This is a genomic window from Georgenia ruanii (genome assembly GCF_009193175.1).
Classification (GTDB): domain Bacteria; phylum Actinomycetota; class Actinomycetes; order Actinomycetales; family Actinomycetaceae; genus Georgenia; species Georgenia ruanii.
In genome coordinates, this window is record NZ_VUKE01000002.1 from 198928 (window position 1) to 217977 (window position 19050).

Annotated in this window: 18 protein-coding genes; 9 read left to right on the plus strand and 9 right to left on the minus strand. The window is 76.6% G+C overall.

Annotation, left to right across the window (positions count from 1 at the left end; genetic code table 11):
* Nucleotides 1–10: 10 nt before the first annotated feature.
* Nucleotides 11–661 (minus strand): TetR/AcrR family transcriptional regulator, encoded by a 651-nt coding sequence (locus GD880_RS03885; RefSeq protein WP_226909359.1) that lies wholly within the window; start codon nt 659–661, stop codon nt 11–13.
* A gap of 121 nt (nt 662–782) precedes the next feature.
* On the opposite strand from GD880_RS03885, the gene GD880_RS03890 reads away from it, so the two are divergent.
* Entirely contained in the window at nt 783–1301 is a 519-nt protein-coding gene (locus tag GD880_RS03890; RefSeq protein ID WP_152230306.1) for a cysteine hydrolase family protein, read from the plus strand.
* On the plus strand, nt 1298–2002 hold the full coding sequence (locus GD880_RS03895; protein ID WP_226909360.1) for a putative glycolipid-binding domain-containing protein: 705 nt from the start codon (nt 1298–1300) through the stop codon (nt 2000–2002). The genes GD880_RS03890 and GD880_RS03895 overlap by 4 nt, the downstream gene beginning before the upstream one ends.
* 406 nt (nt 2003–2408) lie before the next feature.
* Here the strand turns inward: GD880_RS03895 and GD880_RS03900 are convergent, their stop codons facing one another.
* On the minus strand, nt 2409–3272 hold the full coding sequence (locus tag GD880_RS03900) for an RDD family protein (protein WP_152230307.1): 864 nt from the start codon (nt 3270–3272) through the stop codon (nt 2409–2411).
* 18 nt (nt 3273–3290) lie between these two features.
* On the opposite strand from GD880_RS03900, the gene GD880_RS03905 reads away from it, so the two are divergent.
* A complete protein-coding gene (locus GD880_RS03905) occupies nt 3291–4286 on the plus strand; it encodes a stage II sporulation protein M (protein ID WP_152230308.1) in 996 nt (331 codons plus the stop codon).
* 77 nt (nt 4287–4363) lie between these two features.
* Here GD880_RS03905 and GD880_RS03910 read toward each other — a convergent pair whose 3' ends face one another.
* Together GD880_RS03910 and GD880_RS20210 are read right to left on the minus strand one after the other, a co-directional pair.
* Entirely contained in the window at nt 4364–5071 is a 708-nt protein-coding gene (locus tag GD880_RS03910; protein ID WP_226909361.1) for an ATP-binding protein, read from the minus strand.
* Between the two features lie 32 nt (nt 5072–5103).
* Nucleotides 5104–5799 (minus strand): hypothetical protein, encoded by a 696-nt coding sequence (locus tag GD880_RS20210; protein WP_193314349.1) that lies wholly within the window; start codon nt 5797–5799, stop codon nt 5104–5106.
* Between the two features lie 290 nt (nt 5800–6089).
* On the opposite strand from GD880_RS20210, the gene GD880_RS03925 reads away from it, so the two are divergent.
* Nucleotides 6090–6533, plus strand: coding sequence for a hypothetical protein (locus GD880_RS03925; protein WP_152230311.1), 444 nt, complete (start codon nt 6090–6092; stop codon nt 6531–6533).
* Nucleotides 6534–6636: 103 nt separating this feature from the next.
* Here GD880_RS03925 and GD880_RS03930 read toward each other — a convergent pair whose 3' ends face one another.
* The 5 genes from GD880_RS03930 to GD880_RS03950 all read right to left on the minus strand — a co-directional run bounded on the left by GD880_RS03930 (nt 6637) and on the right by GD880_RS03950 (nt 12391).
* Entirely contained in the window at nt 6637–7929 is a 1293-nt protein-coding gene (locus GD880_RS03930) for a DUF58 domain-containing protein (RefSeq protein ID WP_152230312.1), read from the minus strand.
* Complete coding sequence (locus tag GD880_RS03935) at nt 7929–8936, minus strand: AAA family ATPase (protein ID WP_152230423.1); 1008 nt, start codon at nt 8934–8936, stop codon at nt 7929–7931. Before GD880_RS03935 ends, GD880_RS03930 begins: the two co-directional genes overlap by 1 nt.
* A gap of 161 nt (nt 8937–9097) precedes the next feature.
* On the minus strand, nt 9098–10309 hold the full coding sequence (locus GD880_RS03940) for a DUF4350 domain-containing protein (protein WP_152230313.1): 1212 nt from the start codon (nt 10307–10309) through the stop codon (nt 9098–9100).
* Complete coding sequence (locus tag GD880_RS03945) at nt 10306–10953, minus strand: DUF4129 domain-containing protein (protein ID WP_152230314.1); 648 nt, start codon at nt 10951–10953, stop codon at nt 10306–10308. Before GD880_RS03945 ends, GD880_RS03940 begins: the two co-directional genes overlap by 4 nt.
* A gap of 1 nt (nt 10954) precedes the next feature.
* Nucleotides 10955–12391 (minus strand): glycerophosphoryl diester phosphodiesterase membrane domain-containing protein, encoded by a 1437-nt coding sequence (locus GD880_RS03950; RefSeq protein ID WP_152230315.1) that lies wholly within the window; start codon nt 12389–12391, stop codon nt 10955–10957.
* A gap of 211 nt (nt 12392–12602) precedes the next feature.
* Between GD880_RS03950 and mtrA the strand changes: the two genes are divergently transcribed.
* From mtrA to hpf, 5 genes are all read left to right on the plus strand, one after another.
* A complete protein-coding gene (gene mtrA / locus GD880_RS03955; RefSeq protein WP_152230316.1) occupies nt 12603–13286 on the plus strand; it encodes an MtrAB system response regulator MtrA in 684 nt (227 codons plus the stop codon).
* Nucleotides 13283–15301 (plus strand): MtrAB system histidine kinase MtrB, encoded by a 2019-nt coding sequence (gene mtrB, locus GD880_RS03960; RefSeq protein ID WP_152230317.1) that lies wholly within the window; start codon nt 13283–13285, stop codon nt 15299–15301. The genes mtrA and mtrB overlap by 4 nt, the downstream gene beginning before the upstream one ends.
* A complete protein-coding gene (locus GD880_RS03965) occupies nt 15298–16980 on the plus strand; it encodes an LpqB family beta-propeller domain-containing protein (protein ID WP_152230318.1) in 1683 nt (560 codons plus the stop codon). Before mtrB ends, GD880_RS03965 begins: the two co-directional genes overlap by 4 nt.
* Nucleotides 16981–17069: 89 nt before the next feature.
* A complete protein-coding gene (locus GD880_RS03970) occupies nt 17070–17855 on the plus strand; it encodes a ComF family protein (RefSeq protein ID WP_226909362.1) in 786 nt (261 codons plus the stop codon).
* Between the two features lie 368 nt (nt 17856–18223).
* Complete coding sequence (gene hpf / locus GD880_RS03975) at nt 18224–18922, plus strand: ribosome hibernation-promoting factor, HPF/YfiA family (protein WP_152230319.1); 699 nt, start codon at nt 18224–18226, stop codon at nt 18920–18922.
* Nucleotides 18923–19050 lie beyond the last annotated feature (128 nt).

A 19050-nucleotide genomic window follows, 5' to 3' on the forward strand; every position in this document is an offset into this window, starting at 1 on the left:
GGGTCTCCGGTCAGTCAGGGCGCGAGGCCAGATAGGCCTCGAGCAAGGTGGCGTCGGGAAGGAGCGGCTCGGTGAGCATCTCGAGCACGGGCAGCGCGATCCGCTCGAGGTAGCCGTGCAGCCAGGCGGGCAGCGCGTCGAGGTCGAGGTGGTCCTGGCGGGCGGGGAGCTGGAGGAGCAGGGCACCGAGGGCCTGCTCGGTCAGCAGGCGAGCCCGGCCCTCCGGGTCGCGGCTGGCGCGGACCGTGCCGGCGGCCACGGCCTCGCCGAGATAGGCGACGGCGTCCCGGGCGAGGTGGTCGACGAGGTCGCTCGCCAGCTGCCCGCCGGCCTGCAGGCAGCGCAGCACGTAGCCCACCAGCGGGGCGTAGCCCTCGACCTGCGCCAGCTGGGCGAGGAACGCCCCGGTGCCGCCGGTCGGGCTGAGCACCGCCGTCTTGCTCTCGCGGATCTCGGCGAGGACGTGCTCGTCGCACGCGGCGCGCAGCCCGGCGCGCGAGCCGAAGTGGTGGAGGATCAGGCCGGGGCTCACCCCGGCGTCGGCCGCGACCGCGCGCAGCGGGGCGGCCATGCCGTCGGCGGCGAAGCGGCGGATGGCCGCGTCGCGGATGCGGGCCCGGGCGGTGAGGTCCGCCGGTGTGCTCGCCTTCGCTGAACGCACGTTCAACACGCTACACGCGTGTTCAGCCGGTGTCGAGGGTGTTGTGCGGGCTCGGTGCCCGCCGGCGGGCCGCCCCTGGTCAGGCGGGGCGGCCGCTGGTGACCGGGGTCACACTTGAGGTATGGCGACAGCGCTGATGGTGGTCGACGCCCAACGCAACCTGCTCGAGGGGGAGGGGGCGGTGCCGGCGGCGGGCGCGATCCGCCCGGCGCTGCTCGACCTGCTGGCCCGGGCGCGGGCGGCGGGCGCCGTCGTCGTCCACGTGCAGAACGACGGGCCGCCAGGCTACCCCGACGAGCCGGGCTCCGCCGGGTGGGCGCTGGTGTTCGAGGTGCACGACGGCGAGCTGCTCGTCCGCAAGTCCGCCTCCGACGCGCTGGGGGCGGACCCGGGCCTGGTCGGGGCGCTGCGCGAGCGCGGCGTCGACCACGTGGTCGTGGCCGGGCTGCAGAGCGACTACTGCATCCGGGCCACCGGCCGCGCCGGGCTGCAGGCCGGCTTCCGGGTGACCATCCCCAGCGGCGCGCACGCCACGTTCGACGACGAGGCGCCGGCGGCCGAGCTCGCCCGCGCGGTGGAGGAGGAGCTCGCCGCCGAGGGAGCCGTCGTCGTGCCCGCCACCGACGTGACGTTCGCGTGAGCGGCCCCGGGCCCGGCGACCCGGTGGCGCCCGACGCGGCGCGCGGGCCGGAGGGGGCGCCGGTACCGGGCGGCGCGGGCGTGGCCGGCGGGCGGTCTCCCGCCGGCGCCCCGGGGATGGACGGCGGCGGCTGGCTACCCCCGCCGACGACGGCGGCCTGGCGCCACGCCGGCGCCCGCGTCGGCTTCGAGGTGGCCTACCTGCGCACGCACGGCACCGGGTGGCGGCTCGAGGGGGGCACCACCGCCGTGGAGGCGGGGGAGACGTGGATGGTGGAGTACCTCGTGGAGGTCGACGCGAGCTGGACCACCCACCACGCGCGGATCACGTCGCGGTGCACGTCCGGGCTGTTCCACCTCGAGGTGGAGGCGGACGGCACCGGCTCGTGGCGGCTTGACGGCCGCACCGCTCCGCAGCTGCAGGGGTGCCTGGACCTGGACCTGGAGTCCTCCGTGCTCACCAACGCCCTGCCCGTGCACCGGCTGGGTCTGGCGCCGGGCGCGCGGGCCGAGGCGCCGGCGGCCTACGTGCGCGTGCCGCTGCTCGCCGTCGAGCGGCTGGCGCAGAGGTACGAGCGCCTGGCGGGGGAGGAGGGCAGGTATGCCTACGCGGCGCCCGCCTTCGAGGTAGCGACCGAGCTGCGGGTCGACGCGTCGGGGCTGGTGGTGAGCTACCCCGACCTGGCCGTCCGCGAGCTGTGACGTGCCGGCGTGGCCTGTGCGCGGGAAGCAGCCCTCGCCCGGGCCGCGTCGCCGGTGCGTGCCGAGGCGGTTGCCCCGCGGTGCACATGCCGAGGCGGTTGCCCCGCGGGCTCACGTTTTGAGGCGGTTGCCCCGCGGGCTCACGTTTTGTGGCGGTTGCCCCGCGGGCACACGTGCCGAGGCGGTTGCCCCGCGGGCACACGTCTCGAGGCGGTTGCCCCGCGGGCACACGTGCTTATGGGTAAAGAAGGTCAGGAATAGCCTGACATTGTTTACCCGGAAGGGCGCGCGACTGCCGCAGGAACGCTACGGCTGACTTAGCACCGCATATGGCTGGCTCAGGAGTGCCGAGAGGCGCACGGACAACGCGGACGACCCGCGACGAGCAGGGGCAGCGGCGGGGAGGTCAGCCGCGAATCTCGAAGGGCAGCCGGCCGATCTGCGCCGCCTCGGCCCGCTCGCGCTCCTGGGCGCGCAGGCCCGCGGCGAGCTCCCGGTCCCGCCGGGCCACCAGCACGGCGGCGAGGAAGCGCTCCGGCGGGGTCCCCCACGGCGGGGGCGGCGCCACGAACGGCTCCACCTGGGCGGCGAGGTGCGCGCCGAGCTCGGCACGGCGCTGCGGCGTCATCGAGTCGCGCCCGAGGAAGGTCCGCACGGACAGGCCCAGCCCGTCGGGCAGGGCGCGGATGTCCGCCCCGGCGGCCCAGGCGGCCAGCTCCGGCGGCATGGCCAGCGGGGCCGGCGGCCGGGCCCCGCCGCGCACCCGGACGGCATAGGTGCCGGCGAGCAGGTCGCCCAGCCGCTTGCCGCGCCGGTTGACCGCCGCGGCGACCACGGCGACCGACCCGGCCGTCAGCCACAGCTCCCCGACCCCCGCCAGCGCCCGGACGAGGGCGTGGCGCAGGCGCACCGGGCCGCCGTCGTCGCGCACGACGCGGGTGCCGGTGGCCCACTTGCCCAGCGACCGCCCGCGGGTGAGCGTCTCGACCACCGTGGGGGCGATGACCATGACGACGGCGAACGTGACCACCTGCACCACGCCGATCTGGGCGTCGTTGAGGCCGGAGAGCAGCCGGGTGGCGAGGATGAGCAGCCCGACCGCGCCGAGAAGGTAGGCCAGGGCGTCCACCAGCCCACCGAGCACCCGCATGCCCACCGACGTCGGCCGGATGTCCAGCGCGACCGCCTCGCCGGTGATGATGAGGTCCTCCTGCAGCCGGGCGCGCGTGAGGGCGGCCTCCGGGCCGCGGCGGCGGGAGGGGGTGGTCATGTGTGGCAGGGTACCGGTGTGGACACCGACGCCTTCGCCGCGGTGCATGGCGCCGAGTGGGACCGCCTCGAGCAGCTGAGCAAGCAGCGCCGGCTCACCGGCCCGGAGGCCGACGAGCTGGTCCGCCTCTACCAGGCCACCGCCGGGCACCTCTCGGCCGTGCGGACCTCCGCCCCCGACCCCTACCTGGTGGGCCGGCTCTCCGGCCTGCTCGGTCAGGCGCGCGGGCGCGTGGCCGGCACCCACGAGCTGCGCCTGGCCGACCTCGCGCGCTTCTTCACGATCACCCTGCCCACCGCCTTCTACCGGGTGCGGTGGTGGACGGTCGCGGTCATGGTCGCCTGGGTCGCGGTCGCCGTCGTCGTGGGCTTCTGGACGGCGCGCACCCCGGCGGTGATCGCCCAGCTCGGCAGCCCGGCCGAGCTGGAGCGGTACGCCCAGGAGGCGTTCGCGGCGTACTACTCGAACTACCCCGCCCCCGACTTCGCCGCTCAGGTGTGGACCAACAACGCCTGGATCGCCGCGCAGTGCGTCGGGCTGGGCATCACCGGCGTCTTCCCCGCCTACGTGCTCCTTGCCAACGCGGTGGGCGTGGGGCAGGCCGGCGCCATCATGGCGGTCTTCGGGGACGTGCGGGTGTTCTTCGCGCTGATCCTGCCGCACGGCCTGATGGAGCTGACGGCGATCTTCATCGCCGGTGGGACGGGCCTCAAGCTGTTCTGGACGGCGGTCGCCCCGGGGCGTCGCACCCGCTCGCGCGCACTGGCCACCGAGGGCCGGGCGCTGATCACGGTGGCGGTCGGGCTCGTGCTCGTGCTCGCCCTGTCGGGGCTCGTCGAAGGTTTCGTCACCCCGTCCTCGCTGCCGACGTGGGCGAAGATCGCCGTCGGCGCCCTGGTCCTCGCCGGGTACTGGACCTACACCCTCGTGCTCGGCCGACGCGCCGTGCGGGCGGGGGAGACCGGCGACCTCGAGCAGGACCTGGCCGGCCACACCCTCGCCCAGGCGGGCTGAGCTCGGCCGCCGGCGCCGTCGTCGACCGCCAACCCTGGGACACGGTCCGACGACGGCGTTCCCCCGCCCGCCGTCCCTCAGGTGGGCGCGGCGCCCGTGGTGACCTCGACCGAGAGCCATGAGAAGCGCGCCGCGGCGCGGACCTCGTCGGGGGTGGTGGTCGGCCGGTCCACCAGGTGGTGATCGACGAGGAAGTGGACGGTGGTGCCGGTGGCGGCGTGCGCCCCGCTGCCGGTGCGGGTGCCGGGCCGGTCGTCGACGCCGTCGGGCCGGTCGTCGAGCGGGACGAGGTCCGTGACCGGCAGGCCGTGCTCGTAGCGCTGGGTCCAGGCGCCGTCGTGGCGGCGGTTGGTGTGAACGAGCCACCGGCTCAGGGCGGCGACCACCGACATCCCGCGGCGCGGGCGACCATCGGGCAGCAGGGCGTCGTGCCCGGCGTCGAAGAAGCGCAGGTCCTTGGTCGCCATCACCGGCTTCTTGATCACCCGCCCGGCGCGGTCGCGTCGCGTGTCGGTGCCGCGGCCGTCGTCGGCGATGCGGATCGAGCCGTCCTCGTGAACGGTGACGCGGCATCGTCCCCGTCGCCCCAGCGCCTCGGCCTCGTCGTCGGCGTAGGCCAGGACCTCCAGGACGAGGTGCAGCGCGCCGCCAGGGGCGTGCGCGTCGGGGGCGCGGCGGATGGCGGCGAGGTGCGCACGGTCGACGCCGGCGGCCCAGTCGTGCGTGGTGTTCACCCAGCTCGGGGCCTCGGAGCTCGACCAGCTCGCGGCGTCAGGGCTGGGCATCAGGGTCTCCTCGGGACGACAAGAATCTGCGGTCACCCGTGCGCGCCGGGACGCCGGGAAGCGGGCCCGCCGCGCAGCCGCGACTCGAACGCCTCGCGGACCAGCTCGGGCCCCAGGTGTGGGTCCTCCAGGCATGCGAGCGAGCAGACGATGACGCCGGGCTCGACCGTCGCCCACCAGGTCCCCGGCACGGCGAGCCCGAGGAGCGATCCGCGCACCGCGTCGGGGGCGACGCCGTGAGCCGCGATGACCGACTCGGCGACGGCGCCGGCATCCTCGGTGAAGGCGCGTGCCAGCTCGGGCTCGGGTCGCGCGGGATGCGGCCGCCACCGCACCGCCTCCGGGTGCAGCGCGACGACGGCGCGCCGCAGCGCCGGGAAGGGCGCCAGGCCGGCGAAGTCCGGCGGTTCACCGACCGTGCGCGCGCGTTCCTCGGCGTGGGCGCGGTGCCACCTGGGGAAGTCGTGCGGACCGTCGGCCGGGTCCTGGAGGCGGGCCTGCAGTCGCAAGGTCTCGCGCCACCACCGCGGCCACTGCGCCGCCGCCTCGGCACGCTCGGCTGCGGTGAGCAGGCCGCGGCGGTCGGGTGCCGACGGGTCGAGCCGGGGCGGCGACGTCGGCTCCGCTGAGGTGTCCAGGCCCAGCGCGTCGCGGACGTACAGCTCGGGCGCCGGGTCGGTGCTCGTGGCGACGCTCAGCGACCACGACGGCGCGCCGGCCTGCCTCATCGCAACCCGGCGGCGTCGGCGGGCGGGGCCCAGGGCAGTGCCATGGGCTCATTGTGGCGCGGCCGCGGGCGTGGGGTGGGAGATGCGCCTCGGCGCGGCTGGCGGAGGCGAACCGACCGCACCCCGCGACACGCGGAGACCGACACGCCGCGCCGCACCGGGTGAAAGCGGGCGTCATCCCCTTGTCGGCGGCGACGGCGCGGCTATCGTCGACAAGTGATGGCCAGGCGTGCGTGGCCTGCTGCATCGGGGCGGCGGCGCGCTGCGCGGGGGGGCTGGAGGTGGTCGTCATGAGGCGGTCGCTGCGCTGGCAGCTGGTGGGGGCGGGGGCCGTCGTGCTGGTGGGAGCGGGGCTCATCACGGCGGGAGCCCATTCGGGCGGGGAGGTGCGAACTCCCATCTCGGGGCTGACCGTGGTGGTCTCGGACGCCATGGCCGGGCCGAAGGCGGACTGCTCGGCGATCGACTACAGCGACACCTTCTTCGCGGCCGCCTCGGTCCAGTTGCGTGACGAGGACGGCAAGGTGCTCGCGACGGCACCGCTCCGTGGCGCGCCCCGGCCGTCCAACCTCGGGTGCGACTGGTCGGTGACTTTCGCGGACGTGCCCGGGGCCTCGAGCTACGGCATCGAGCTGCGCGGGGACACCGTGCCGCCGCGGGTGCACGACTACACCGTCTCGCGCCAGGAGCTCAGCGACCACGACTGGCGGGTGCGCATCGGCGTCATCCGCTGACCCGCGGCGCGCCCCGCCGCGCGGCCGGGCACGCCTGAGAGCCGCCCGCCGGGCGGTGTCGGAGCAGCCCGCGCGCGGCTCCCGTGTCGGAGCCGTCGGCGCCTCAGAGCCGCCCGGCCGCCTTGAGCGCGAGGTACGTGTCGGCCAGCGCCGGGGCCAGCTCGTCCGGACCGGCCTCGACCACCTCCACCCCGCGGCGCCGCAGCCGCGCCGCGACCGCCCGGCGCTCGAGCTCCCCGCGCTCGGCCGCCGCGGCGTCGAAGACCGCGTCGGCGCTGTGCCGGTCCCGGCGGATCGCCGCCACCTCGGGGTCCGCGGCCGAGGCGAGCACCACCGTGTGGTCCTTGGACAGCGCCTGGGCGACGGGCAGCAGCCCGGACGCCACCGCCGAGGGCTCGAGCGCGGAGAGCAGCACGACCAGCGCCCGCTGGGACAGCGTGTCGCGCACCACCTGCGTCACCCGAGGCCAGCTCAGCTCCACCAGCGACGGCTCCAGCGGCGCCATGGCCGCGGCCAGCTCGCCGACCAGCCCCGGCCCGTGCGACCCGGCCACCCGGGCGCGCAGCTGGCTGTCCACCGCGACGAGGTCCACCCGGTCCCCGGCGCGCGCGGCGAGCGCACCGAGCAGCAGCGCCGCCTCGATCTGGGCGTCCAGCCGCGGCGCGTCGCCGAGCCGGGCCGCGGACAGGCGCGCGACGTCGAGCACGAGCAGCACCCGCCGGTCCCGCTCGGGCCGCCAGGTGCGCACGACGACGTCGCCGCGCCGGGCGGTGGCCCGCCAGTCGATGGCCCGCACGTCGTCGCCGATGACGTACTCGCGCAGCGAGTCGAACTCGGTGCCCTGCCCGCGCACCTGGACCGCGGCGCGCCCGTCCATCTCCCGCAGCCGGGCGAGGCGGGAGGGCAGGTGCCGGCGGGAGGCGAAGGCCGGCAGCACCCGCAGCGTGGCGGGGGCGGGCAGGGAGGCCTGCCGGGCCGCCAGGCCCAGGGGCCCGAACGCGCGGACGGTGACCAGGTCCGCGTCGCGGTCGCCGCGGCGGGTGGGCACCAGCGCGGTCCGCACCCGGCGCCGCTCCCCGGGCGGGACGGCGACGCGGTGGCGGTTGTCCGTCGCGCCCGCCGAGGGCGGCCACGCGTCGCGCACCAGGGCGCGCAGCACGCGCGGGCCGGGATGGGTCAGGGTGAGCGTCGAGGTGGCCGGCTCGCCCAGCCGGACCGCGTGGGGGACCTCGCGGCGCACGACGACGTCGCGCGGCCGGGCCGCCAGCAGCGCGTCGGCCACGCACGCGAGCACCACGAGCGCCAGCCACGTCCACAGCATCGCCCAGCGCGGCCACAGCACGACCGGCACGACGCCGGCCGCGGCGAGCGCGGCCGCCCGGGCGGTGGGGACCATCAGCGCGGCACCGGCACCGCGGCGAGCACGCCGGCCAGCACCGTCTCGGCGGTGACGCCCTCGAGCTCGGCCTCGGCACGCAGCTGCACGCGGTGCCGCAGGGTGGGCAGGGCGAGCGCCTTGACGTCGTCGGGGGTGACGTAGGCCCGCCCGGACAGCCACGCCCACGCCCGGGCGGTGGCGAGCAGCGCCGTCGCCCCGCGCGGGGAGACGCCCAGGGAGAGCGACGGGGAGGTGCGGGTGGCGCGCACGAGGTCGACGACGTAGCCGAGCACCTCGGGGCCGACCTGCACCCGGGCGACCTCGGCGCGGGCGGCGGCGAGGTCGGCCGCGCCGGCGACCGGGCGCACGCCGGCGGCGGCGAGGTCGCGGGGGTTGAAGTCGGCGGCGTGACGGCGCAGCACCTCGATCTCCTCGGCCCGCTCGGGCAGCGGGAGGACGAGCTTGAGGAGGAACCGGTCCAGCTGGGCCTCGGGCAGGGGGTAGGTGCCCTCGTACTCCACCGGGTTCTGGGTGGCGATGACCATGAAGGGGTCGGGGACCGGGCGCGGGACGCCGTCGACGGAGACCTGCCGCTCCTCCATCGCCTCGAGCAGGGAGGCCTGCGTCTTGGGCGGGGTGCGGTTGATCTCGTCGGCGAGCATGAGGTGGGTGAACACCGGGCCCTCGCGGAAGGAGAACTCCGCGGTGCGCGCGTCGTAGACGAGGGAACCTGTGACGTCCCCGGGCATGAGGTCGGGGGTGAACTGCACCCGCTTGGTGTCCAGGTCCAGGCTCGCCGCCAGGGCCCGCACCAGGAGGGTCTTGGCCACGCCCGGCACGCCCTCGAGCAGCACGTGCCCGCCGCACAGCAGGCCGATGACCAGGCCGGTGACGGCGGCGTCCTGGCCGACGACGGCCTTGGCCACCTCCTCGCGCACCTGCCCGAGCTTGGCGCGCGCCTCCGACGGCGCGGCGGACGGCGCCGGGGCGGGCGCCCCGGGCTGCTGGCTCTCGCCCGGCGTCAGGGCGTGCGCGCCGCCCGCGGCGTAACGGTCGCCGAGGCCGTTGCCGGGGCCGTCGGCGCCGGCCCGGTGGTCCGCCGGCGCCCCGTCGGGCACGGCAGGCAGGGGGCCCGGCGCCAGCGGGGCGCCGGGGTGGGCGGGCGGCTGACCGTACGGGGGGTGGGTCACGATCGGTGAACCTCGCTTTCCAGGGTATCCAGGGCGGTGGCCAGGGCCAGCAGCTGACGGTCGTCGGCGGGGGGCGCGCCGTGGAGCAGGTCGCCCACCTGCTCCGGCGGCCGGTGGGTGGCGCGGGCGACGGCGGCCTGCAGCGTCGCGGCGTCGGCCGAGGCCGGCACGCCGAGGGTGCGGGCGAGGCGGGTGGCGGTGCCGGCCCGCAGCGCGGCGGCCGCGTGGTCGTAGGCGCGCGAGCGGCGGTAGAGCCGGCCTCGCCCGCGGGTGGTCTCGGCCGCGCGGACCACGACCGGCATGACCTCGGTGACCACCGGACCCAGCGCCCGGCCGCGGGCGAGGGCGAGGAGGACGACGGCGGCGACCAGCGCCGCGCCGACGAGCGCGGCGCGCACGGGGACGGTGGGCACGGACGCGTCGACGGAGCCGGCGTCGAGCGGGGAGGGCAGATACCACACGAGGTCGCGGTGGTGCCCCAGCATCCGCAAGGTCAGCGCCGCGTTGCCCGCCTCGGCCAGGTGGGCGTTGGTCACGAGCCGGGAGTCGGCGAGGTAGCGCAGGGTCTGGTCGCCGTGGTGCCACACCGCGTAGGCGCCGGCCCCCGCGGTGCCCACGGGGAAGCACACGACGGCGCCGGCGGCCGGGGCGGCGGTGACCGAGCCGCGGGTGAAGGAGATCTCGCCGGCGGCGGTGGCGTCGGGGTCGGCGCAGCGCGCGGGGACGGGGTGGGTCGACCCGGCCCCGCCGGGGGTGAGGGCGCCGAAGCCGTCGAGGGTGCCGAAGGTGGCGCCGACGAGCACGAGGTCCGCGCCGGTGCTGAGCAGGCCGGCGCGCTGCTCCTCGCCCAGCAGGCCGAGGTCGGTGACCAGGACGGTGGTGCCGGGCCCGGCGAGGGCGCCGACCTGGGCGAGCGAGGTCGCCTCGCGCACCCGCACGCCCTGCTCCCCGAGGATCTGCGCGGCGGCGCGGGCGCCGCCGGGCTCGGCGTTGTCGGGCGCGAGCGGACGGCTGGAGGTGCGGGTGGACAGGGCGTACGCGAGGAGGGTGAGGCCGAGGAACACCACGACGACGGCGACGGCGAGCCGGTGGCGCCGCCACCAGCCGGGCGGGCCGCCGGGGCGCGCGGGGGCCGGGGCGGCGCCGGGCGCGGCGCCCGGGCCGGGGGCCGTGGCGGGCCCGGACGGCGCGGCGAGGGCGGCGCTCACGACGCCACCGCCGGGGCCGGGCGCCGGGCGTGGGTGACCTGCTCGGCCAGGCGGCGCATCGTCGCGTCCTCCTCGGGGCCGGCGGCGGCGTGGCCGTAGCGCACGTCGTCGAAGAGCCGGCCCGCGTCGTCCAGCTCGCCGGCGAGGGCGGGCAGGGCGGTCGTGGCGAGCCCGGTGGCCTCGTGCGCGGTCAGCCCGGGCCGGTCGTCGAGCAGGCCGCGCTCGTCGAGGCCGCGGATGACGGCGCGGAAGCGCTCGAGGACGGCGGTGGTGAAGTCGCCGCGGCGGGCGGCGTCGTCGGCCGCGCGGGTGAGGTCCGCGCTCGAGCGGTGATCGTCGAAGAGCGCCGGTCCCGCGGCGGCGCCGGCCACGCGCCGGCGTCGGACCCGCCCGCCCAGCAGCAGGCCGACGGCGAGCAGGCCGGCCAGGACGATCGTGAGCACGACGGGCACGACGAGCGGCGGGGCCTGCCCGCCGAGCCGGCCCAGGGCGTCGAACAGCTCGCGCAGCCAGTCCAGCAGGCGTTCGACGAGGCTGGGGGAGGTGTCGTAGACGGCCTTGGCCAGCTCGTGCTCGGCCCAGCGCCGCGCCTCGGCGGCGTCGGGGGCGACGGGCACGAGCTGGCTGCTCAGCGCGACCAGCACGTCAGGCGGCCTCCGCCGCCCGGGCCAGCTCGACGTCGAGGGCCTCCTTGCGCATCCGCACGTCGACGTAGACCAGGGCGAGGACGGCGGAGAGGAACGGCGTCGTCAGCGCGGAGATGAGGACCGAGAGCACGCTGGAGACGACGAGCATGGTCCCCGACAGCGCCCCGGAGGGCCCGGCGAGGGCGCCGATGACGCTCAGCGGCACGAGCAGCACCGAGTTGAGGACCCCGACGATGATGTACGCCAGGGCGAGGATGCCGAAGATGCGCCAGAACTGCCCGCCGGTCAGCCCCCAGGAACGCTTGAGGGAGTCGCCCACGCCGCTGCGCTCGAGCATGAGGGCCGGGGCGGCCAGGCCGAGGCGGACGGCGAGGAAGACCGCGAGGACGACGGCGCCGAAGACGATGAGCAGCGTGAGCAGCACGGCGACCGCAGCCCCGCCGCTGCTGCCGCCGGCGGCGGCGACGCCGCCGATGAGCAGGACGGCGACGACGGCGACAACCACGGCGACGGCGAGGCCGATGAGCCCGAGCAGCACGGTCAGGCCGATCAGGCGCCAGACCTGGCCCTTGGCCTGGGCCCACAGGTCATGGATGGAGATGACCCGGCCGAGCACCGACTGGCTCACGGAGATGATGAGCAGCCCGGTGAGCACGACGGAGGCGAACGAGACGGCGATCGAGGCCGCGAGGTAGCCGATGCTGCTGCCCACCCCGAGCGCCGCCAGCTCCTCGGGGGTGGCCGCGGACGACATGAAGGGCATGGCCTGGTTGACGAAGATGCCCACGAAGATCGCCTGGATCACCGACAGCACGGCCATGACGACGAGCGAGAGCCCGAACATCACCTTCGGGTTGGCGCGGATCGAGCGGAAGGCGCCGTCGAGGATCTCCCCGACGTTGAGCGGGCGCAGCGGGACGATGCCCGGCTGGGCCGCGCCGCCGAACCCGGCCGGCGGGGCCTGCGGGAACCCGGCGCCGTACTGGCCGTACTGGCCGTACTGCGGCTGGGCCTGCTGGCCGTAGGCGCCGTACTGCCCGTACTGGGGCTGGGCCTGCTGGGCGCCCGGATCCGGTGCGCCGTACCGGGGGTCGGGGGCCGGCTGACCATAGGCGCCGTACTGGCCGTACTGCGGCGGCTGGGGCGTCTGGTCGCCGTACTGGCCGTACTGCGGCGCGGACGGCTGCTGCCCCGACGCGCCGTGGGGCGGCTGGGGCGCGGGCTGGGGGGTCTGCTCGCCGTAGGCGCCGTACTGGCCGTACTGCGGCGGCTGACCCGGCTGCTCGCGCCAGGGCCGTGCCGGCCCGCCCGGTCCCCGCCCGTGCCACGTGGACGGCGCCGGACCGCTCGCGGGGGTCGCGCCGTCGTCGGCCGGATCGTGGGGCGACGCGCCTTCGGGGCCCCTCGGCTCGGGGCTCGGCTCGTTCGTCGACATGGCGGCGCCTCCTTCACGGGGGGACGGTGTCCCCGCTGGGTCGTCGGTGTTATCGTCCCACGACCGGGCCACGGCGATGGCCCGGCCTCGCCGCGCCACCTGGGCCTACATCCCGGCGGCGGTCGGCCCCACTGTGCGGTGAGACGCGCTTGTGACGCATGTCGGCCGCACAAGGGGACACTAGCGGCCGAAAATCTGGGACCATGGGCGCATGAGTGCACGGCTCCTGGTGGTGGACGACGACACCGCGCTGGCAGAGATGATCGGCATCGTGCTCGAAGCCGAGGGCTTCCAGCCGATCTACTGCGCGGACGGCGCCCAGGCCCCGGAGATCTTCCGCGCCGAGAACCCTGACCTCATCCTCCTCGACCTCATGCTGCCCGGCATGGACGGCATCGAGGTCTGCCGCACCATCCGCGCGGAGTCCGACATCCCCATCGTCATGCTCACGGCGAAGTCGGACACCCTCGACGTCGTCGCCGGCCTGGAGGCGGGGGCGGACGACTACATCGCCAAGCCGTTCAAGCCCAAGGAGCTCGTGGCCCGCGTGCGCGCCCGGCTGCGCCGCCAGGACGTGCCCGAGCCCGAGCGGCTGCGCATCGGCGACCTCGAGATCGACGTCGCCGGCCACGAGGTCCGCCGCGGCCAGCAGCTCATCTCGCTCACGCCGCTGGAGTTCGACCTCATCGTCGCCCTCGCCCGCAAGCCCTGGCAGGTGTTCAGCCGCGAGGTGCTGCTCGAGCAGGTCTGGGGCTACCGCCACGCCGCCGACACCCGCCTCGTCAACGTCCACGTGCAGCGGCTGCGCGCCAAGGTCGAGAAGGACCCCGAGCACCCCGAGGTCGTCGTGACCGTCCGCGGGGTCGGCTACCGCGCGGGAACCCCCCAGGCGTGATCCCGTCCGCCCTGGGCCCCGGCGGCCTCGGCGCCCGGCCCGGGCCCGCCGAGTCCGGCGGGCCGACCCCGAGCGAGCCCGGGCGGCCCGCCGGGCCCAACGACGCCGCGGCCGGCCCCCGCCCCGGCCAGGAGCCGGCGGCCGCCCCTGCGCGCGCCGCCGACGCCGAGGAGCCCGAGCCCGAGCTCGTCCCGGGCCTCGTCAGCCCTGCCTACGATCTCGGCTCGATCGCCCACCCGGACGGCCCGGCGACCACCTACCGGCCGCGCACCCGCCGCAGCCTGCGCATTCGCCTGCGCCGCAAGGTCAAGCGGCTCGTCCGCCGCTGGCGCACCTCCCTGAGCGTCCGCGTGGTGAGCGTGACCGTCGTCGGCGGCTTCTTCGCCCTCGCCCTGCTCGGCGGGGTGCTGTCCGGGCAGATCCGCGACCGGCTGTACGACCAGCGCGTCGACCAGATGCTCGAGGACGCCGCCCTGCGTGCCCGCGACGCCCAGCAGGCGTTCGACTCGGCGGTCGCCACCACCGCCCCGCAGGTGCAGTCGATCGCCGCCGACTGGATCACGAAGGCCCAGTCGGCCGCCACCGCCGGCGCCGTCGGCGCCGTCCTCATGCGCTCGCCCGAGGCCGCCTCCTCGGTGACCTTCGCGGAACCGGCCACCAACGGTGCGGTGCGCGAGCTCGTCACGCCCGCGCTGCGCCGGGCCGTGCAGGGCGGCGGCGGCCAGCACTGGCAGCCGGTCGGCGTGCCCATGGCCGACGGCGAGGCCCCGGGCATCGTCGTCGGCGCGCCGGTGACCCTGCCCGCGGCGGGCGCCTACGAGCTGTACATCGTCTACACCCTCGAGCCCGAGGAGCAGACGATCGGGCTGGTCATCCGCATCCTCGCGGTGGGGGCCGTCGGACTGGTGCTGCTGCTCGCCGCGCTGGCCTGGCTCATCAGCCGCTGGGTGCTGCGCCCGGTGCGCGACGCCGCGTACACCGCCGAGCGCATCGCGGACGGCCTGCTCGACGAGCGCATGGACGTGCGCGGGCACGACGAGCTCGCGCTCCTGGGCGAGTCCTTCAACGAGATGGCCGCCTCGCTGCAGCGCCAGATCGAGCAGATGGAGGAGCTCTCCCGGCTCCAGCAACGGTTCGTCTCCGACGTCTCCCACGAGCTGCGCACCCCGCTGACCACCATCCGCATGGCCAGCGAGGTCATCCATGACAACAAGGACGCCTTCGACCCGGTGGTGCGCCGCTCGGCCGAGCTCCTCCAGGCCCAGCTGGACCGCTTCGAGGCGATGCTCGCCGACCTGCTGGAGATCTCCCGCTTCGACGCCGGCGCGGCCGTCCTGGACTGCGAGGAGCGCGACCTGCGCGACGTCGTCACCCGGGTGGTGGAGATGTCGGCGATCCTCGCCGAGCGCAAGGGGTCCGCGGTGCGCGTCGACACCCCGGAGGGGACGTGCACCGCGGACATCGACGCCCGCCGCATCGAGCGGGTGCTGCGCAACCTCGTGGTCAACGCCATCGAGCACGGCGAGGGACGGCCCATCGACATCACCGTCCGGTGCACGCCCGGCGCCGTCGCGGTGCGCGTGCTGGACCACGGCGTCGGCATGAGCGAGGAGGCCGCCGGCCACGTCTTCGACCGCTTCTGGCGGGCGGACCCCGCGCGCGCCCGCACGACCGGCGGCACCGGGCTGGGCCTGTCCATCGCCATGGAGGACACCCGCCTGCACGGCGGCACGCTCGAGGCGACGGGCCGCCAGGGCGTCGGCTCGTCCTTCCTGCTCACCCTGCCGCGGCGGGCGGGGGCCGCCGTCGGACGCCCGCCGGTGGCGTTGTGGCCGGAGGAAGCCGGCACGACCGCGGACGCCGGCTCCGTCACGGCAGCCGCTCGGCCCGTCGCCGCCGTCGCTCCCGCCGCGGCGGGTGTCGCGGCGCCCGCCGGTGCACCGGTCGCTACGCCCGCCGGCGCCACCGTGGCCGCCGCGATCGCCGCCGACGCCGACGACGAGGCGGACCGATGAGCCGCCGGCTGCGCGCGGCCCTGGCCGCCCTCGGCGCCAGCGCGCTGCTGGCCGGCTGCGTCAGCCTGCCACGAACGGGGCCGGTCACCGCCTCGCAGCCGGACCTGCCCGCTTCCGAGGGCATCGGCCTGTTCGCCACCGGGCCGCAGGTGGGCGCCGAGCCGGAGGCGATCGTGGGCGGCTTCCTCACCGCCTCCGCGGCCGGCTACTCCGACGACTTCTTCGTCGCTCGCCAGTACCTCGCCGGCCCCGCCGCCCAGGCGTGGCAGCCGCTGGAGCAGGTGCGCGTCTTCGCCGACAGCCAGACACCCCGCTACGACCGCGGACCGGACGGCGCCGTCAACCTCAGCGTGGCCGGCCAGGCGTCGGTGGACTCCGCCGGCCGGTACACCGAGTCCGCCACCCAGAGCGTCATCGAGACCAGCTTCACCCTCGCCCGCAACGCCCAGGGGGAGTGGCGCATCATCGACCTCGACGACGGCGTGCTGCTCTCGGCGGCGTCGTTCTCCTCGGTCTACGTCGAGAGCACGCTGCACTTCCTGACCCCCGACCACGCCGCGTTCGTGCCCGAGGTGCGCTGGTTCCCCCAGCAGAACCTCGCCACCTCCCTGGTGCGCGGCCTGCTCCAGGGCCCCTCGCCGTGGCTCGAGCCCGGCGTGGTCACCATGGTGCCCACCGGCACCCGCATGACGGTCGAGTCCGTCGCCGTCGCCGACGGCGTCGCCCGGGTGGACCTGTCGGCGGACTCGCTCAGCGCCGAGCCGGACCAGCGGGCGCTGTTCGTCGCCCAGCTCGAGCGCACCCTGCGCGACGTCCCCGGCGTGCAGCAGGTCCAGGTCACCGCCGCCAGCGCCCCCTACGAGGTCACCGAGGCGGTGCCCGAGCTGCCCGCCTACCCCTACACCAGCACCAACCTCACCGTCGTCGCCGACGGTTCCCTCGCCGGCGTGATCGACGGCGAGGTCGTGCCCACGCCCGGGTCCGACCAGCTCGCCGGGACCACCCCCCGCTTCCCGGCCGTCGGGTACGACGGCGGACCCGCCGTCTTCCTCGACGGCCCCGACCGTCTCCTCGCCGCCCCCACCGAGGACGCCCCACCCGTCGAGCTCGCCCAGGGCAAGGACCTCGTGGCGCCGACGGTGGACCGGCGCGGCTGGGCGTGGACCGCCCCCGCCGCCAACGACGGCCGGCTCGTCGCCGTGCGCGCGAACGGCACCCGCACCGACGTCGGCGCCGCCTGGCTCGCCGGCGGCACGGTCAAGGCGCTGCGGATCTCCCGCGACGGCGCCCGCGCGGTGGTGGTGTGGCAGTCGGGCGGCTCGACCGTCATCGACGCCGCCCCCGTGGTGCGCAACGTCGACGGCAGCCCCCGGTCCCTCGCCGAGCCGGTGCGCATCGGCGAGCGCGTCGACGACGCCAGCCAGGTGGTGTGGGTCGACGAGCGCACGGTGGCGGTCCTGGGCACCTCCGGCGGCGACGCCGCCCCCGCCGTGCACCTGGTGCCGATCGGCGGCCCGACCAAGCGCCTTCCGGTGGTCGAGGGGGCGGCGACCATCACCGCCGGCCGCGGGGACCGCTCGATCATGCTGGGCACGGAGTCCGGGCGGGTGTTCGAGCGCAACGGCGCCGCCTGGCGCCCGGTCTACACCGACGCGTACTACCCGACGCTGCCCGGCTGACCGACCTGCTGGCGCCCTCTCGCCCCGCCGTCCCCAGCCCGGCCCGGCCGCCGCCCGCGAAGCGGTCCCGGTGCGCCAGGCTGGGCGTCGTGGTCCCCGACGCCGCCCGCCGGGCGGCGGGCGCCCTGGCCGACGCCGCCGGTCTCGTCGTGCCCGTCGAGTGCGCCGGGTGCGGGCGCTGGGACGTCGCGCTCTGTCCGGACTGCCGCGCCCTGCTGCAGGCGCGGCCGGAGCGGTGCGAGGATGACGCGCCGATGCTCGCCGGGGAGTGGACCGGCCGCCCGCTGCCCACCTGGTCCCTCGGGCCCTACCGCGGCCCGCTGCGGGCGATCGTCCTGGCCTGGAAGACCCACCGCCGCCAGGACATCGCCCCCGCCGTGCTGGCCGGCGCCGCAGAGGCCGCCCGGACCTGGGCGGGCGACGCCGACCTGCGCCGGGAGATCGTCGGCGCCCGCCAGGTCCTCGTCGTCCCCGCGCCGTCGGGCTGGCGCCGCCGCGTCGCGCGCCGGCTCGTCGTCGCCGACCTGGCCGACGCCGTCGGCCGGGGCATGGCGCGCGGGCTGCGCGAGGCGGCGGAGCCCGGCCCGGGCCGGGTGCTCGTCGTCGACGTCCTGCGGCGCCGTCGCGGCGGCGCCCACCAGGCGGGGCTGGGCGCGCGGGGGCGGGCGGCCAACCGGGCGGGCACCGTGGTGGCGCTGGCCGCGCCGCCCGCCGGCGCCGTCGTCGTGCTGGTCGACGACGTGCTCACCACCGGCGCCACCCTCGCCGCCAGCCGGGCGGCGGTGGAGCAGCGCGGCGGCCGGGTGGCCGGCGCGCTCGTGCTCGCCTCGACGCCGGCCCCCGGGCGTGCCGCCCGGGCGACACGCCGCTCCTAGGGCGAAGAGGTCCGAACCTCGCCTCACCGGACTTCTGCGTTCCGCTAACCTTCCGTGGCGCCTGTGGGCCACTTTCGGCCAGATTGCGCGGAAATTGGGGAATCGGCGCCATGGTGCGCTTTCCACGCTATCGCCAGCGGTGGACGCGCGGGTGGGACCAAGGGGATGATCGCCCTTCCCGAAGCGACTAGCGTTGATGCATGGAGCCAGTCCCATCCCGCAGGCGAGGTGTCGAGACGGCGCCGCCCGGGTCCGGACGGGTCCTGGAGGAGGTGGTCACCACCCCAACCGCTCGCCCGTGAGCCTGGCGAGCAGCACGAGTCCGGGGCCGGCAGAGCCCCCACGTCTAAGGACCGCTGGAGGTCACCATGGAGATCGTCGTCAAGGGTCGCAACACCGAGATCGCCGACCGCTTCCGCACCGCCGTCGAGGAGAAGCTCGCCAAGATCGAGCAGCTCGCGCCGCGGGCGCAGCGCGTCGAGGTCGAGCTCACGCACGAGAAGAACCCGCGACTGGCGGACCAGGCGGAACGCATCGAGATCACCGTCCGCGACAAGGGCCCGGTGATCCGGGCCGAGGCGAAGGCCTCGGACCGCTACGGCGCTCTCGACCTCGCGGCGGGCAAGCTCGTCGAGCGGCTGCGGCGCGCGCGTGATCGGCGCAAGAACCACCATCGCTATGCCACCCCGACGCCGGCGGACGCCCTGGTGCCCGTGCCGGAGGCGCTGGAAGACGAGGCGGCGGAGCGGGTGATCCCGCCGACCACCCCGGGCGAGGCGGTCGAGAGCCAGCTCGGGGACTCCCCGGTGGTCGTGCGCCAGAAGTGCCTCGAGGCGACCCCCATGACGGTGGACCAGGCCCTGTACGAGATGGAGCTCGTCGGGCACCCGTTCTACCTGTTCATCGACGACGAGACCGGCCAGCCGTGCGTGGCCTACCACCGCCACGGCTGGACCTATGGCGTCATCCGCCTCAACGCGGTGATCGCCGACCACCAGCCGGACGCGTCCGCCGCGGCCGAGAACGCCGCGCCGGCCGTGCCCGCGGTGGCCGCCAACCACGCCTGACGCTGCTGCTCCCGGGGCCCGCCGCCACCGCGGCGGGCCCCGGTTCGTGCCGGGCCCCGGTTCGTGCCGGGCCCCGGCTCGCGCCGGGCCCACGCCGGACCGCCGGGTCCCGCCGGGACGGTCCCGGG

Coding starts and splice junctions, on each gene's coding strand:
- GD880_RS03890 (WP_152230306.1), top strand. CDS start 783: ATGGCGACAGCGCTGATGGTGGTCGACGCCCAACGCAACCTGCTCGAG.
- GD880_RS03900 (WP_152230307.1), bottom strand. CDS start 3,272: ATGACCACCCCCTCCCGCCGCCGCGGCCCGGAGGCCGCCCTCACGCGC.
- GD880_RS03910 (WP_226909361.1), bottom strand. CDS start 5,071: ATGCCCAGCCCTGACGCCGCGAGCTGGTCGAGCTCCGAGGCCCCGAGC.
- GD880_RS20210 (WP_193314349.1), bottom strand. CDS start 5,799: ATGAGGCAGGCCGGCGCGCCGTCGTGGTCGCTGAGCGTCGCCACGAGC.
- GD880_RS03925 (WP_152230311.1), top strand. CDS start 6,090: ATGAGGCGGTCGCTGCGCTGGCAGCTGGTGGGGGCGGGGGCCGTCGTG.
- GD880_RS03930 (WP_152230312.1), bottom strand. CDS start 7,929: ATGGTCCCCACCGCCCGGGCGGCCGCGCTCGCCGCGGCCGGCGTCGTG.
- GD880_RS03950 (WP_152230315.1), bottom strand. CDS start 12,391: ATGTCGACGAACGAGCCGAGCCCCGAGCCGAGGGGCCCCGAAGGCGCG.
- mtrA (WP_152230316.1), top strand. CDS start 12,603: ATGAGTGCACGGCTCCTGGTGGTGGACGACGACACCGCGCTGGCAGAG.
- GD880_RS03965 (WP_152230318.1), top strand. CDS start 15,298: ATGAGCCGCCGGCTGCGCGCGGCCCTGGCCGCCCTCGGCGCCAGCGCG.
- hpf (WP_152230319.1), top strand. CDS start 18,224: ATGGAGATCGTCGTCAAGGGTCGCAACACCGAGATCGCCGACCGCTTC.